Source organism: Bosea sp. OAE506 (genome assembly GCF_040546595.1).
GTDB lineage: Bacteria > Pseudomonadota > Alphaproteobacteria > Rhizobiales > Beijerinckiaceae > Allobosea.
Map to the genome: position 1 here is coordinate 333,400 of NZ_JBEPOB010000001.1, position 15,440 is coordinate 348,839.

A 15,440-nucleotide genomic window follows, 5' to 3' on the forward strand; every position below is an offset into this window, starting at 1 on the left:
ATTCGGCCTTAGGACGAAGACACGGGCCTGTCTATCCGCGCAAGGGCGAATTCTGGCGCAAAAGGTTGACGTTGTGCTTCTTCATCGCGAGAAAAGGCGCCCCACACACGCTTCGCGTGCAGGATGCGGCGCTTTCGCGGCCGAAAGACGGCGACGTCAGAACAGGAAGTCGTCGGCGTCGTCCTGCACGGGTGCATTGACGACGACGGGAGCGGCGGCACCGGCCTGGGAAGGCAGAAGAGCGGCGACGACCGTCTGGTGGATCGTCCGTTCGCCGACCATGGTGTAGTTCGGCCAGACATGGCGCTCGATCAGGCCGGCCGCCGCGACGGCGGCCTCCGGGTCGTCCGGCATCTCCGCCTCGGCGGCGGAGCGGTCGAGCTCGGCCGCGCCCGAGGCGATGAGATCGCTCATCGCCCCCGCATTGGAGAAGGACAGCCGCGCCTGCGCCACCACCGAGGCGAAGCCGCCGCCCTCGCGGGTGAGCTGGTCGAGCGTCGCGGCAAGGCGGTCACCGGTCTGGCGCAGGGCAGCCAGAGATTCCCCCATCGCCTCGTTGAGCGCAGTGAAATGCGCCGCGTCGAGCCGCCCGCCCGATTTCAGCCCGCCGGAGGTCTCCTGCATCTGGGCGAAGGTCGGCGTCAGCTGGGCCGCATCGGCCGCGACCTGATCGGCTGCGAATTTCAGCTCCTGCGCGATGACGACGAGGCTGCGTCCACCGGTGCCGATGCGGGCTGCGCGCAGGCCGGCATTCATGCCGATCAGCACGATGCTCGAGACGGTGCCCGCCAGCGCCGCCACGGTTTCCTGGCAGGTTTCCAGCACCGTCGACATGGCGCTCGTGACGCGGTCGACACCGGCGCGGGCGCGGTCGCATTTGGCGAGCAGGTCGGAGGCCTCGGCGAGGTCTGCCTCCAGATCGGCGAGGAAGGAGCCGCTGCGTCCGCCATCACCCTGGTAGAGCGAGCGCACGAGATCGAGCAGGCCGGCGGTGTCCCCGGCCAGCAGGGCGAGCGCGGCCTCGATCGCATCGGCATCCTGGGCGAGCATGCGCGCGCTCTCGTCGAGCTGGGCGGCCTCGAGGCGGCGCAGCACGACATCGACGGCCGCGCGGGCGTCGATGTCGAGAGCAGCGCCCTCGCCTGTCCCCGTGGCGACGGTCGCGAGCAGGCGCAGCGCCTTGATGGCGTGCTCGAGCTGCTGGCGGATGCTGTCGCCCGACTGCAGGGCGATGATCGCGCCGCCGGCGGCCATGGCGATCTTGCCGGAATGCGTCGCCGCATCGCTGGTCAGCGCGCCGCTGCGCTGTTGACGGCCGGCGACCTCGACCAGCGTCTGCTCCAGCTTGGCCGCGAGCGCCGAGAGCGCCTGGCCGTAGCGGCCCTCGAAATCGCGCTGTGCCTCGAGCGCTGAGCCCAGCAGGGCGCTGAGATGGTCATGGTCGCGGGCGCAGTTCTGGATGGTGCGCTGGGCCTGGGTGGTGAGGGCAACGATCTCGCTGGTGAAGTCGCCGAAATCCCGTCCCGCCGCTTGGACCGAGACGGCCTCGATGCGGGCGCTGCGGGCCAGGATGGTGATCAGGCGCATATGCTCGAGCAGACGCTCCAGCGCCTGCGAGGCGTCCTTGCTGTGCGCGGCGAGCTCCTGCAGCACGCCGGTCTCCTGGAGCAGGCCGTCATTGATGGCGCGCAGCTCGCCGGCGAGACCAGAGAGCGTCGTCCCGGCGCGGGCGATCTCGGGCCCCGAGAGGTCCGTGGAGAGCGTGGTCAGCCGTTCCTTCAGCCCCTCGAAGAGGCCCAGCCCCTCGCCGAGCTGGCTGCCGGCGCGGGCAAAGGTGACGTCGATCTCGCGAGCGGTACCCTCCAGCGCCTCGATCAGCCGCGACAGGCCGGGTTCCTGAGCCAGCATCACCGTCGTCCCCCCGACGCCACCCATCTCAGACGCAACGCGCATCACTCGTCCTCAACCCGATCCCGACGTGGATTGCGGCCAAGCCATGATCTCCTGAGGTACACGAGAGAGCTTGACGATCCGTTCCGCCGCACCGAGGTCGATCGCCTCCTTCGGCATGCCGAAGACGACGCAGCTCTCGGCATCCTGCGCCAGGGTGCGGGCGCCGGCCTTGCGCATCTCCAGCAGGCCGCGGGCGCCATCGTCGCCCATGCCGGTCATGATGATGCCGAGCGCGTTGGCGCCGGCATATTGCGCCGCCGAGCGGAAGAGCACGTCGACCGAGGGGCGGTGGCGCGAGACATGAGGCCCATCCTTGATCGCGACACGGTATTGCTGGCCGACGCGCTGCAGCAGCATGTGGCGGTTGCCCGGCGCGATCAGGACGCGACCGGTCGAGACCTCATCGCCATCCTCCGCCTCCTTGATCTCCATCGCGCAGAGGCCGTTCAGCCGGCGCGCGAAGGCGAGCGTGAACTTCTCGGGCATGTGCTGGACGACCGCGATGCCCGGGCAGTTGGCCGGCAACTGCTCCAGCACCTCGCGCAGCGTCTCGGTGCCGCCGGTGGAGATGCCGATGCAGACGATCTTGTCGGTCGAGTGCCGGACCCGGCCGAGGACCGGCGGCGGCAGGATCGCGTCGGCGGTGAGCTTCTTCTCGACCTGCATGCGCGGCTCGCGCGGACGCAGCTTGGCCTGGGCTGCGGCGCGCACGGCATGGCGCAGCCGGTCGGCGGTTTCCATCAGCGCCGCGCGGGTGTCGATCCGCGGCTTGGGCAGCACATCGACGGCACCGGCCTCGAGCGCATCGAAGAGCGCACGGGAGCCGGCTTCGGTCAGGGTCGAGCAGATGATGACGGGGATCGGCCGCTGCGCCATGATCTTGCGCAGGAAGGTCAGCCCGTCCATCCCCGGCATCTCGATGTCGAGGATCATGACGTCGGGCAGTTCGCTCTGCAGCCGCCGGGCGGCGGCGAACGCATCGGCCGCCGTGCCCATCACCTCCATGCCGGGATCCTCGGTGAGGATCGTCGTCAGCACCTGCCGCACCGAGGCGGAGTCGTCGACGATCAGGACGCGGATCGGTTTGCGGTTCATGCGGCAGTCCTTGCTCCGGCGCTTGGCGCCGCCTGATAGACGGTCGGGACGACCTGCCGAAGCGGGCCGACGCCGCTGCCGGCCATGGATTCGGAGTGGCCCAGCATCAGGTAGCCACCAGGGCGAAGATGCGAGGCGAGGCGGCTGAGGACCGCCTGCTGCGTCGGCTTGTCGAAGTAGATCAGCACGTTGCGGCACAGGATCACGTCGACGTCGCGGTCGAACGGGTAGGAGTCGTCCATCAGGTTGAGACGCTCGAAATTGACCGTGCGGCGCAGCTCAGGCGTGACGCGCACGACGTCTTCGCGGGTATCGCGCGAACGCATCAGATAGCGCTGCTGCATCGCGGCCGGCACGGGGGCCACGAAGGCGCGTGGATAGATCGCGGTGCGGGCCTCCCGCAGCACCTCGGTCGAGATGTCGGTGCCCAGGATCGAGAAGCGCGCGACCTTGCCGGCGGCCACGAGGTCCTGCAGCACCATCGCGGCCGTATAGGCCTCGGCGCCCGTCGACGAGGCGGCGCTCCAGACCTTCAGCTGCGGCGGGCGACCGCCCTGACGGGCGGTGAGCTGCGGCACCGCGACGTCGCGCAGGAACTCGAAATGGCTCGGCTCGCGGAAGAAGTCGGTCTTGTTTGTGGTGACGCAGTCGATCAGGTGGACGGTTTCCGCCTCCAGCCCGCCCTTGTCGAAGAGATGCGAACCATAGGCGGTCAGCCCCGGCAGCTGCAGCGCCCGCACGCGCTTGCGCAGGCGTCCCTCGACCATGGTGCGCTTGGTCTGGGGCAGCTTGATGCCGACGCGCGACTCGATGAACTTCGCGATCGCGTTGAAATGCTTGTCAGAGAGGTGATCGTAGGCATCTGGCGCCTGCTGCTTGCTCACGTCACGCGGCCCTTTCCGGTGCCATGGCCGCCAGCTGGGGCAGATCATCCGCCTCCATCAGCCGCTCGAGATCGAAGACCACGATGAAGGATTCGCCCTTGCGGCCGATCCCGGCGATGTAGTTCGACTGCCAGCGGCCGCCGACGTCGGGCGCCGCCTCGGTATGGTCATCATCGAGGCCCGTGACCTCGAAGACGCGGTCGGCGACGAAGCCGACGCCGAGCGTGCGGCCCTTGACCGGCACGTCCAGGATGATGATGCGGGTCGCGTCGGTGGGCTCGGCACGGGGCAGCCCGAGCTTGGTGCGCAGATCGACGATCGGATAGCCGGCGCCGCGCACATCGATCATGCCGAGCAGGAAGTTGGGCGCGTGCGGCAGCTTCGAGATCGGCCGCATGTCGAGGATCTCGCGGACGTTGCGGATGTCGATGCCGAACAGTTCCTGATCGATGCCGAGCGTCAGATATTGGGCGGTATCAGCCATGGCGACCTCGTTGTGAGCGACGTGTGAAAGCGGCCGGCCCCTGCCTCCAGGGGCCGGCTCGGATCAGTTGCGGTGGAAGGCGGCGTCGTCCTGATCGTCGCCGCCATTCATGTCGAAGGCGAAGCCGCCGCTGGCGACCTTGCGCGCCGGGCGAGCGGCGGGAGCATTCGCCGGACGGATGGCGGCCGCCATGGTCGCGGCCTTGCCGCGAAGCTGCGTGACCGCCTTGGCCATGCCGCGGGCGTGAACCGGCGCGGAACCGTCGTCGAGCTTGAAGAAGGCGATGGTGGCCTGGAGCTGCTCGGCCTGGGAGGCGAGTTCCTCGGACGTCGCGGAGACCTCCTCGGAGGCCGCGGCGTTCTGCTGGGTCACCTTGTCGAGCTGCTGGATCGCCTGGTTGATCTGGCTGGAGCCGACATCCTGCTCGCGGCAGGCGGCGGTAATCTCCTCGACCAGCTCGGCGGTCTTCTTGATGTCGGGCACCAGCTTGGCGAGCATCGAGCCCGCCTCCTGCGCAACCTTCACCGTGTCGGCCGACAGCGTGCCGATCTCGGCGGCCGCCGCCTGGCTGCGCTCGGCGAGCTTGCGCACCTCGGAGGCCACCACCGCGAAGCCCTTGCCGTGCTCGCCGGCACGGGCCGCTTCCACCGCCGCGTTGAGGGCGAGCAGGTCGGTCTGCCGCGCGATTTCCTGCACGATGTTGATCTTCTGCGCGATGGTCTGCATCGCATCGACCGCCTTGCCGACGGCGACGCCCGAGGCTTCCGCATCCAGCGAGGACTGGGCCGCCATCTTCTCGGTGGTCGCCGCGTTCTCGGCGTTCTGCTTCACGTTCGCCGCCATCTCCTCCATCGAGGAGGAGGCCTCCTCGGTCGAAGCCGCCTGCTCGGTGGAGCCCTGCGAGAGCTGCTCGGCGCTGGCGGAGAGCTCCTGCGAACCGGCCGACATGTTCTCGGCGGCAGCGTTCACCTGGCCAACAACCTCGCGCAGCTTGATCATCATGTTCTCGAGCGCGATGCCGAGCGTGTCCTTGTCCGAGAGCGGCTTGGCCTCGACCGTCAGGTCGCCGTCGGCGATGGCGTTGGCGACCGTCGCCGTGGATTTGAGGTTGGCTCTCACCGCCTCGATCGTGTCGTTGATAAAGGCCTTCTTGCCGGGGAACTGGTCGATCGGCGCGTTGAAATCGCCTTCGCCGAACGCCTTGACGCAGGCCATGGCCTTTTTCTTCACGGCAATGTGGCCGGCCACCATGTCGTTGATGCCCTGCGCCATGATCGCAAAATCGCCGTGGAAGCGGTCGGCGGGAACCATCACGTCGATGTCGCCCCTGTCGTGCTCGGCCGACATGGTGTTCATTTCCGCGATGAGATTTTTGAGATTGCCCCTGAGCGTCTCGATCGTATCGTTGATGAACGCCTTCTTGCCGGGGAACTGATCGAGCGGTGCGTTGAAATCGCCTTCGCCCAGGGATTTGACGCAGGCCATGGCCTTCTTCTTCACGGCGATGTGGCCGGCGACCATCTCGTTGATGCCCTGGGCCATGCGGGCAAAGTCGCCGTGGAAGCGGTCGGCGGGAATGACCACGTCGATATCGCCCTTGTCGTGCTCCGACGACATCTGGCTGATTGAGTCGTCGAGCGAGATGGCCGGACGCGTCGCCGCCTCGAGCATTTCATTGACTGAGGAAAGGATCTCCAGGGCCCCTCCCGTCGCCAGACCCAAATCTGCGCGCGCGGAAAGATTGCCGCTGGCCAACGTCTGCTTGAGACGTGCGATTTCGGTCAGAGCAATGCTCGTCCTGGATGTTTTCTTCAGCCTCACGAAGAACGACATGATATTCTCCCCAGCGCCTGGCTAAGAGTGATGTTTTGATGGCCTGCGTCAGATTTCGTGACACATGCCGGACTGTGTTCTTTGGTGTTTCGGGCGCCGCGAGGGCTTCTGCTCTCGTTTGAAGCAACAGCGTCCGAAACCGTTTCAACGGGTCTCCCCGGCCGCGTGGCGGTCTCGTCAGTTACGGTGGAAGGCGGCGTCGTCCTGGTCCTCGCCTGCAGCGAGATCGAAGGAGAACCCGCCCGCGGCAGCCTTGCGGGCCGGCCGCGCCGGAGGCGCCTTCTTCGGCTGGATGGCGGCGGCCATCGTCGCCGCCTTGCCGCGCAGCTGCTTGACCGCCTTCGCGACCGGCTGCGCGATCTCGACCGCCGCCATCCGCTCGTCGAGCTTGAAGAAGGCGATGGTGTTCTGGAGCTGCTCGGCCTGGGAGGCGAGTTCCTCGGAGGTCGCGGAGACCTCCTCGGAGGCCGCGGCGTTCTGCTGGGTGACCTTGTCGAGCTGCTGGATCGCCTGGTTGATCTGGGTGGAGCCGACGTCCTGCTCGCGACAGGCGGCGGTGATCTCCTCGACCAGTTCGGCGGTCTTCTTGATGTCGGGCACCAGCTTCGCCAGCATCGAGCCGGCATCCTGCGCGACCTTCACCGTGTCGACAGAGAGCGTTCCGATCTCGGCGGCCGCCGCCTGGCTGCGCTCGGCGAGCTTGCGCACTTCGGAGGCCACCACCGCGAAGCCCTTGCCGTGCTCGCCGGCACGGGCCGCCTCGACGGCCGCGTTGAGGGCGAGCAGATCGGTCTGACGAGCGATCTCCTGCACGATGTTGATCTTCTGCGCGATGGTCTGCATCGCATCGACCGCCTTGCCGACGGCGACGCCCGAGGCTTCCGCATCCAGCGAGGACTGGGCCGCCATCCTCTCGGTGGTCGCCGCATTCTCGGCGTTCTGCTTCACGTTGGCGGCCATCTCCTCCATCGAGGAGGAAGCCTCTTCTGTGGACGAGGCCTGCTCGGTCGAGCCCTGCGAGAGCTGCTCGGCGCTGGCGGAGAGCTCCTGCGAACCGGCCGACATGTTTTCGGCAGCCGAGCTGACCTGGCCGACGACCTCGCGCAGCTTGGTGACCATGTTCTCGAGCGCGATGCCGAGCGTGTCCTTGTCCGAGAGCGGCCTGGCCTCGATCGTCAGGTCGCCGGAGGCGATCGCATCCGCCACCGCGGAGGTCGCGTTGAGATTGGCCGTCATCGTGTTGAGCGCGGTGACGAGATCGCCGACCTCGTCATTGCTGTTGACGCTGATCGTCTGGCTGAGGTCACCGATGGCAACGGCATTGGCGAGGCCGACCGCGCTGGCCAGACCACGGCTGATGCTGAGCGCAATCCAGGTGGCGGCGACGATGGCGATCAGCAGCGACAGGCCGAGAATCCCGAGCAGGAGCTGCTTGGCAAAGGCCGCCGCCTCGGCGGCGGTCGCGGCGGCCTGACCGGCCGCCTTCTCGACGAAATGCGCGTATTCCTCGAGCGTCTTGGTCAGTTCGCCGGCAGCGTCGCGGCCCGTGGTCAGCGACGCATTGGTCGCCTTGATGGTGCCGGCCTCGGCGGCGATCGCGACCGTCTTCAGCACGGAGACGATGCCCTTGTCGAAGGCGGCGACCATCGCCGTGGTGGGAATGTCGAAGGCGGCGAGGTCGGCGGCCGATTTGGCCAGGCGCGCACGCACCTGCGTGGCCTGCTGCTGGATGTCGACGTTGAGCTTCTCGATCTCGGCGACGCTCGCCATGTTGAAGGACAGAGCCGCGGTCCGGGTCATGCGGATCCATTCGAGGCGCGCCTCCTGGAAGCCCATCGCGGCGCGCAGCATCTCGGCGGAGGCATCAGGACGCGAGACCTGCGCGATCACCGGATTGGTCGTGGCGGTGACCGCCTGGATGAGCGGGATCGTCTCGGAGAGCCAGGCCTGGGTGGCGCGGTTGTTCGAGTTCAGCTTGGCGAAGCCCAGGGTCTCATCCTGCGCGCTCGCGAAGCGGTTGGCCTTGGCGACGATGTCGCCGATCCGGCGCTTGCCGTCCTCATCGGCGATCTGCGCGAGCTCATCCTTGCGCTTCATGGCGCTCTGGCGAAGCTCGACTGCCGTCGCGATGAAGCCGGCAATGTCCTTGTCGTCGGAGGACATCACGGCATTCTTCTCGGCGCGGACCGAATTGCTGACGTATTCGGAGATATCGCCGAGTGCGTTGAGGCGCTGCGTCCAGGTGACCAGCTCCTGCTGGGTCTCCGTCATGTTCGACAGCTTCACATAGGCCAACCCTCCCGCCGCCATGGAGAGGGCGATGACGACGCCGAATGTGGCGGCCAGCTTGGCTTTGATGGTCAGGCGCATGGCGAAAACTCACACAGTTTGTTTGGGGGCATTCCGATACGGCAGGCCCGAGAGGCGGTGGAGCCTCCGCCGGGGCGGAGGCTCCGTGTCATGGTCAGGAGGCGCGGCTGAAGGCGGCGTCGTGCTCGTCGCCGCCATCGTCGAGGGCGAAGTCGAAGCCGCCCTTCGCACTCTTGGGGGCACGCGCCGGCGCCTTGCGGGGCTGGGAGACGGCCTTCATCTGCCGGGCCTTGGCCTTGAGCTGGCCGACCGCCCGGTCGGTGGCTGCGCCCGAATCGTCCGTCTTGAAGAAGGCGATGGTCGACTGCAGCTGCTCGGCCTGCGCGGCGAGCTCCTCGGAGGTCGCGGAGACCTCTTCGGAGGCCGCGGCGTTCTGCTGGGTGACCTTGTCGAGCTGCTGGATCGCCTGGTTGATCTGGGTGGAGCCGACGTCCTGCTCGCGACAGGCGGCGGTGATCTCCTCGACCAGTTCGGCGGTCTTCTTGATGTCGGGCACCAGCTTCGCCAGCATCGAGCCGGCATCCTGCGCGACCTTCACCGTGTCGACAGAGAGCGTTCCGATCTCGGCGGCCGCCGCCTGGCTGCGCTCGGCGAGCTTGCGCACTTCGGACGCCACCACCGCGAAGCCCTTGCCGTGCTCGCCGGCACGGGCCGCCTCGACGGCCGCGTTGAGGGCCAGCAGATCGGTCTGGCGCGCGATCTCCTGCACGATGTTGATCTTCTGCGCGATGGTCTGCATCGCCTCGACCGCCTTGCCGACCGCCTCGCCTGACGCCTCGGCGTCCTTGGCCGACTGGGCGGCCATCTTCTCGGTGGTCTGGGCGTTCTCGGCATTCTGCTTCACGTTGGCGGCCATCTCCTCCATCGAGGAGGAGGCCTCCTCGGTCGACGAGGCCTGCTCGGTCGAGCCTTGCGAGAGCTGCTCGGCGCTGGCCGAGAGCTCCTGCGAACCGGCCGACATGTTCTCGGCGGCGGAGGTCACCTGGCCGACGACCTCGCGCAGCTTCTCGACCGTGCCGTTCAGCGCCGTGACGAGATCGCCGACCTCGTCATTGGACTGAACCTTGGCGGTCTGGGTGAGATCCCCTGCCGCGACGGCATTGGCGATGGCGACCGCACCGGCGACACCACGGCTGATGTTGAGCGCAATCCAGACGGCGGCGGCGATGGCGATGAGCAGGGACGCAGCGACGATGGAGAGCAGCAGCATCTTTGCGAAGGCGGCCGCAGAGGTAGCCTCAGCAGCGATGTCCGACATGCGCTTCTCGGCGAAATCGGCATAAGCCTCGTAGGCGGCCAGCGTCTCGAGCAGCGCCTTGCGGCCTTCGTTCCGGGTCATCTCGATCGCCTTGATGACACCGCCTTCACGCGCGATGTCCGAAGCGCGCGCGCCGACGACAAGCACCTGCTCGCCACGGCTGTCGATGTCCTGCGTCGCGATGCCGAGGTCCTTCAGGGCCGCGACCGTGGCGCCCTTGGAGCGCTTGAGAGCCTCGCCCTGGTTCGTCAGCGCCTGTCGCTTGGTGTCGAGGTCGGCCATGGTCGTGGCCGTGAAGGTCTCGATCAGCATGCGCAGATAGCGCGCGGTCTCGTAGCGCGCAGTCATGACCGTGCGGCCAGCAACGGCATGCTGCATCGACTCGGGGTGCTTGGCGAGCTCGGCCAGAACGACGTCATAGGCGGCGTTCTGAGCGGACAGGGCCGGGACGCCCTCGGCAGCCCAAACATCATAGGCGCGGTTGGCCGAGTTCAGCTTGGCGTTACGGACGGTCTCGTCCTGCACATCATTCAGGACCTTGCCTTTGGCCATGGCCTGGTCGAGGAGCCGTTTGCCCTGCTCGACGGCGATGGCGTAGAGTTCAGAGGTGATGCGCGCCGCATTGGCCCGGCGAGTCATCATCTCTGCCGCGGCGGCTTCGATGTCTTTCGCCTCAGAGGCCAGGATTGCGTTTTTCTCGGCGCGGATCTGGGCCTGAAGCTCGGTCTGAATGTCGCCGATCTTCGAAATCCGCTGTCCCTGACCGATGATGGTCTGCTGCGACGCATCCATCTTGGTCAGCTCCTGATAGGAGAGCCCACCGGCAACCATCGATAAGGTGATGATGATGCCAAACGCTGTTGCGAGCTTGGCCTTGATCGTAAACCGCATCTTTACTAGCCCCCAATCGAAAGCAAATACTCAACCCAGAATCCGGGACATGTCCGGGACGATGACGAATTCTTCGTTCCATTTGGTGATGAAGCGGATGAACTCGGGTCGCCAATGCGTTCCGAGGCGCGGCGTCTGCTGCATGTGCCGCGTCGAGACCTCGGTGACTTCGTAGACCTTGTCGGCGAGCAGCCCGAGGGTGACGGGGTCGCCGTCGATCTCGACCTCGATCACGACGATGCGCGTATCGGCGGTCTGGTCGGTCTTCTGCATGCCGAAGCGGATGCGCAGATCCGCCAGCGGGATGACGTTGCCGCGCACATTGATCAGGGCCGGCAGGAAGCTGCGGGCGCCTGCGACGCGCGTCACCGGCACGGGGTCGATGATCTCGCGGACCATGTCGGTCTCGACCGCGAAGATCTCGTTGCCGAGGCCGACCATCAGGACCTGGAGCCGGGTCTCGACCAGCGGCGGCTGGCCTGCGCCGGCGGCCTGCATCTGAAGCTGGGTCATCACGCGGCCTCCGGGGTTCTGTCGCTCTCGGCGCGGGACTGGCCGAGCGTGACGAGCTGGGCGACGTCGAGGATCAGCGCCGCCGAGCCATCGCCGAGGATGGTCGCGCCCGAGAACATGGTGACGTCCGCATGCAGCTTGGACAGCGACTTGATCACCGTCTGGTGGCTGCCGATGATCTGGTCGACGACGAGGCCGACGCGGGTGTCGCCGATCGAGGTGACGATGACCTTCTGGTGCGGGTCGGGCTGGCCGTCGGATTCGAAGAGGTCGCGCAGGCGTAGGAAGGGCACGAGGTCGCCGCGGACATTGAGGAAGCTGCGGCCCTTGGCGCGGGCCTCGTCGGCCGCCGTCAGCTCGATGCACTCCTCGACCGCCGAGAGCGGGATGATGTAGCGCGCCTCGCCGACGCGGATCAGCAGGCCGTCGATGATGGCCAGCGTCAGCGGCAGGCGCAGCGTCACCGAAGAGCCGTGGCCGGGGATCGTGGTCAGGTCGATGGTGCCGCGCATCGCCTCGATGGTGCGCTTGACCACGTCCATGCCGACGCCGCGGCCCGACAAAGCCGAGATCGTCTTGGCCGTCGAGAAGCCCGGATGGAACAGGAACTGGTGGATCTCGTGCTCGCTGAGATTGGCGCCGGGCGCGATCAGCCCGTTCTCCTCGGCCTTGGCGCGGATGCGGGCGGTGTTGAGCCCGGCGCCGTCGTCCTGCACCGTCACCAGCACCTGCGCGCCGACATAGCGGGCGGCGAGCTCGATGCGGCCCGTCGGCGATTTCGAGGTCGTGGCGCGGTCCTGCGCACTCTCGATGCCGTGGTCGATGGCGTTGCGGATGAGATGGACCAGCGGATCGGCGAGACGCTCGATCATGGTCTTGTCCATCTCGGTGTCCTCGCCGACCGTGACGAAGTCGACCGGCTTGCCGAGATCGCGCGAGAGGTCGTGGACGAGGCGGCGGAAGCGGGCGAAGAGCGAGCCCATCGGCACCATGCGCACGCCCATCGTCGAATCGCGCAGGCCAGACGCCAAGCGCTCGATCTCCTCGGCGATCGCCTTGATGGCGAGGTCGGTGCCGGAATGGGCGATCTGGCTGAGGCGGGCCTGGGCGATGACGAGCTCGCCGACGCGGTCCATCAGCTCGTCGAGGCGCTCGGCCTGGACGCGCACCGTCGTGTTGCCCTTGTCCTCGGCGCGGCGGTTGAGCTCGGCCTTCTCGGGAGCGGGCGCGGCGGGGGCCGGCGCAGCCGCACGAGCAACCGGAGCCGGCGCGGCCTCGGCCTTCACGGGCTCGGCCTTCACGGGCTCGGCGGCGGCGGGGGCGACATCGCCCGGCATCGACATGTCCAGGCCGAAACCGCCCTTCCCGGCTTCGGCGAGCGGGGTGATGACGAGCTTCATCTCGTCGCGGACGAACATGAAGACGTCCTCGATCTCGTCCTGCGAGCAGGCGCTCTCGAGCGTCACCGTCCAGGTGATCAGGCAGGTCTGCGGGTCGAGCTCGCCCAGGACGGGAATCGCGGCCGTGTCGGCCTCGACCGTGCAGGGGCCGAGCGCGCGCAGATCGTCGAGCAGGACGAGCGGGTTGGTGCCGTTACGCAGGATGCCGGGCTCGAAGGCGATCGCGATCCGCCAGCCGGCGGCGGCCTCGTCAGCCGGCGCCTCGTCTGAGGGCGCTTCCGCCGCCGGGGCCGCCTTCTTCCCGGCCGGGCCAGCGCCGATCAGGCGCTGCAGTTCCTCGACGATCGCCTCGCCGATGATCGGGTCGGTGGAATCGGGATCCTCGATCAGCGTGCGGATGTAGTCGCGCGCCGAGAGCGAGACCGTGACGATCTCGTGGTTGGCGTCGATCTTGCCCTTGCGGATCAGGTCAAAGGCCGTCTCGAAATCATGGGTGAAGGCTGCGACCTTGTCGAAGCCGAACATCGCACCCGAGCCCTTGATCGTGTGCAGCGCCCGGAATGCGGCGTCGATCAAATCGCGGTTCTGCGGCGACTGGCCGAGATCGAGCAGGACGCTTTCGAGCGAGTCGAGCAGCTCGGACGCTTCCTGCCGGAATGTTTCCGTCGGATCGAGTTCCATCAGGCCCTCACGAGTTTGGCGACGACGGCCAGCAGCTGCTCGGGCTTGAACGGCTTGGTGATCCAGCCCGTCGCGCCGGCGGCCTTGGCCTCCTGCTTGACGGCGTCGTCGGATTCGGTGGTCAGGAAGACGATGGGCGTGCCCATGAAGGCCGGCAGGGCGCGCAGCGCCTTGATCATCTGCATGCCGTTCATCACCGGCATGTTGAGGTCGGTGATGACGAGGTCGAAGCCCTGGGCCTTGGCCTTGGCCAGCCCTTCAGAGCCGTCGCCGGCCTCGACGACGGTGTGCCCGGCCGGGCCGAGCACGAGCTTGATCATCTGCCGGACGCTCGGTGAATCGTCGACGGTGAGGATGGTGGCCATGGTCAGATCCCGGACAGTTCGGACGGCATCGAGCCGGGCGGCGTCACGCCGGCCCGCTGAAAGGCGGAGGCGACGACGTCGCTCATCCCGCTGAGGGCGAAGGGAACCCCGCTGGCCGCGCAGCTGCGCTGCGCCGCAATGAGCGTCTGCACAAAGGTGATGTCAGCCTGCTCGACACCCGAGCAGTCGACGTCCAGGCCTGCGCGCGACTCAAGCATCTGGGCGAGAGCGCCGGCCATCGCCTTGGCGTGGCGAAGCGTACAATCGGCCTCGGCCCGGAACCTTTTCAGGTCACTGGCATTTGTCTTGCTCATCTTGTCGGCCCCAAGCCCACGTTACTTGTGATTGTTGCGCTGCTTACAGAAAAACTAGGCGAACAAACTTATATTTCACTTAAAAATGCGGCCTTTTGTTTTAAGGCGTTGGATACGAATCTGCGCGTCTGGAGTCGGAGTCGCGTTGGCGGAGTCGCGCGGACCCGGCCCGTCAGGACTTGATTCACCATGTTCGCTGGGAGTGCATTACGTATGGGCAGATCGCCCATCGGTCGGTGTCGCAGGGAGGGTGCTGTGCCGAAACGAACCGCCCGAGCCGGGCTGGGTCAGCGACGGCGGCGGGTTTCGGAGGGCTGCTCGCCGAAGACGTTGCGGTAATCGAGCGCGAAGTGGCCGCGGTTCACGAAGCCCCAGTGCCGGGCGATCGCCTCGATCGAGCGGGTCGAGGCCGGGTCGAGCAGTTCTCTGCGGGCCCGCGCGAGCCGCGCCTGCTTGATGTAGTCGTGCGGCGAGACGTGCTTGTGCTTGCGGAAACCGTCCTGCAGCGACCGCAGGCCGATGCCGACCGCCTCGGCGACCTCCTGGACCGTCAGCGGCCCGGCCTCATGGGCGTCGATGAAGGCGACGGCACGCCGGATCTGCCAGGGCGCGGGTGAAGCAGCCGCGGTTTCGAACCAGGCGGCATAGGGATTCGGAAAGCGCGACAGCAGCAGCAGCACCAGCGCGTCGCGCAACAGGCGCGCGGCCTGGGGCGTCGCCGCGAGTGGCGCCTCGCCTTCGAAGCCAGAGGTCATCGCGGCCATCAAGCCCGAGATCGTGGCACCATCCGCCGAGGCGAGATCGATGCTCGCGGCGATGTCGAGGCGGTCGGTCGCCGGCCGTCCGAAGGTGGCCTGGAGAATTCGGGCGACCTCCTCCCAAGGCAGGGTGAAGGTCGTGTGTGCGCTGCCGCGCCCGTACTCGCCGGATTCGCAGAGTCCGGTGTTGAGGACAAGCCCGCGCCCCGGCACCGCGGCCAGAGTCTGCCGCCCGGCGGAATAGAGGCTGCCTCCAGCGGTGACGATGCGGATGCTCAAATCGTCCCGCGCCGCGCCGCGTTTCAGCCGCATCCCGGCGGGATACTCGGCCCGGATGAGATGGGCCCCGGCCATCGCATGGGCCGTCAGCCGGGCCTCGAAGCCGTCAGGCCCCAGCGGCTCCAGCCGCATGTCACGGCGCAGCAGGGCATTGAGCCAGGCCTGCGTTTCCGCGATGTCGTGGCTGACGAAGGCGTGGGCGGGCGCACCGGGAACGTCCTCGGTCGTCGGCAGGGGAGAGTGTCGTGGCGGCAGCGTCGGCGTCACCGGCCTAGATGACGTCGCGGGCCTTGGGTTAGCAAGCCCTCCCGGCGCGTGGCGCGGCGTCCTCGCGCGGATGGAGCGGCCGGACTGGGGCCCCA

At 67.5% G+C, this 15,440-nt stretch carries 12 protein-coding genes; all 12 read right to left on the minus strand.

Features of this window, described 5'->3' with window-relative positions; translation table 11 throughout:
- Window positions 1–156: 156 nt before the first annotated feature.
- Window positions 157–1,953 (minus strand): hypothetical protein, encoded by a 1,797-nt coding sequence (locus ABIE41_RS01660; RefSeq protein WP_192643105.1) that lies wholly within the window; start codon window positions 1,951–1,953, stop codon window positions 157–159.
- Window positions 1,954–1,962: 9 nt separating this feature from the next.
- Complete coding sequence (locus ABIE41_RS01665) at window positions 1,963–3,048, minus strand: protein-glutamate methylesterase/protein-glutamine glutaminase (RefSeq protein WP_192643106.1); 1,086 nt, start codon at window positions 3,046–3,048, stop codon at window positions 1,963–1,965.
- A complete protein-coding gene (locus ABIE41_RS01670) occupies window positions 3,045–3,932 on the minus strand; it encodes a CheR family methyltransferase (RefSeq protein WP_354191612.1) in 888 nt (295 codons plus the stop codon). Before ABIE41_RS01670 ends, ABIE41_RS01665 begins: the two co-directional genes overlap by 4 nt.
- A 1-nt stretch (window position 3,933) precedes the next feature.
- Window positions 3,934–4,416 carry a chemotaxis protein CheW gene (locus ABIE41_RS01675; RefSeq protein WP_192643108.1) on the minus strand — a complete coding sequence of 161 codons (483 nt, stop codon included), beginning with the start codon at window positions 4,414–4,416 and terminating at the stop codon, window positions 3,934–3,936.
- A gap of 63 nt (window positions 4,417–4,479) precedes the next feature.
- Window positions 4,480–6,249 carry a methyl-accepting chemotaxis protein gene (locus tag ABIE41_RS01680; protein ID WP_192643109.1) on the minus strand — a complete coding sequence of 590 codons (1,770 nt, stop codon included), beginning with the start codon at window positions 6,247–6,249 and terminating at the stop codon, window positions 4,480–4,482.
- Between the two features lie 177 nt (window positions 6,250–6,426).
- Window positions 6,427–8,619: a HAMP domain-containing methyl-accepting chemotaxis protein gene (locus ABIE41_RS01685; protein WP_192643110.1), complete on the minus strand. Its 2,193-nt coding sequence runs from the start codon at window positions 8,617–8,619 to the stop codon at window positions 6,427–6,429.
- Between the two features lie 94 nt (window positions 8,620–8,713).
- Window positions 8,714–10,768 (minus strand): HAMP domain-containing methyl-accepting chemotaxis protein, encoded by a 2,055-nt coding sequence (locus tag ABIE41_RS01690; protein ID WP_192643111.1) that lies wholly within the window; start codon window positions 10,766–10,768, stop codon window positions 8,714–8,716.
- Between the two features lie 30 nt (window positions 10,769–10,798).
- On the minus strand, window positions 10,799–11,281 hold the full coding sequence (locus ABIE41_RS01695; protein ID WP_354191616.1) for a chemotaxis protein CheW: 483 nt from the start codon (window positions 11,279–11,281) through the stop codon (window positions 10,799–10,801).
- Window positions 11,281–13,365 carry a chemotaxis protein CheA gene (locus tag ABIE41_RS01700; protein ID WP_192643716.1) on the minus strand — a complete coding sequence of 695 codons (2,085 nt, stop codon included), beginning with the start codon at window positions 13,363–13,365 and terminating at the stop codon, window positions 11,281–11,283. The genes ABIE41_RS01695 and ABIE41_RS01700 overlap by 1 nt, the downstream gene beginning before the upstream one ends.
- Window positions 13,362–13,727 carry a response regulator gene (locus tag ABIE41_RS01705; protein ID WP_192643112.1) on the minus strand — a complete coding sequence of 122 codons (366 nt, stop codon included), beginning with the start codon at window positions 13,725–13,727 and terminating at the stop codon, window positions 13,362–13,364. The genes ABIE41_RS01700 and ABIE41_RS01705 overlap by 4 nt, the downstream gene beginning before the upstream one ends.
- A gap of 2 nt (window positions 13,728–13,729) precedes the next feature.
- Window positions 13,730–14,041 (minus strand): STAS domain-containing protein, encoded by a 312-nt coding sequence (locus ABIE41_RS01710; protein WP_354191618.1) that lies wholly within the window; start codon window positions 14,039–14,041, stop codon window positions 13,730–13,732.
- A 287-nt stretch (window positions 14,042–14,328) separates the two neighbouring features.
- Window positions 14,329–15,345 carry an AraC family transcriptional regulator gene (locus ABIE41_RS01715; RefSeq protein ID WP_192643114.1) on the minus strand — a complete coding sequence of 339 codons (1,017 nt, stop codon included), beginning with the start codon at window positions 15,343–15,345 and terminating at the stop codon, window positions 14,329–14,331.
- Window positions 15,346–15,440: the final 95 nt, after the last annotated feature.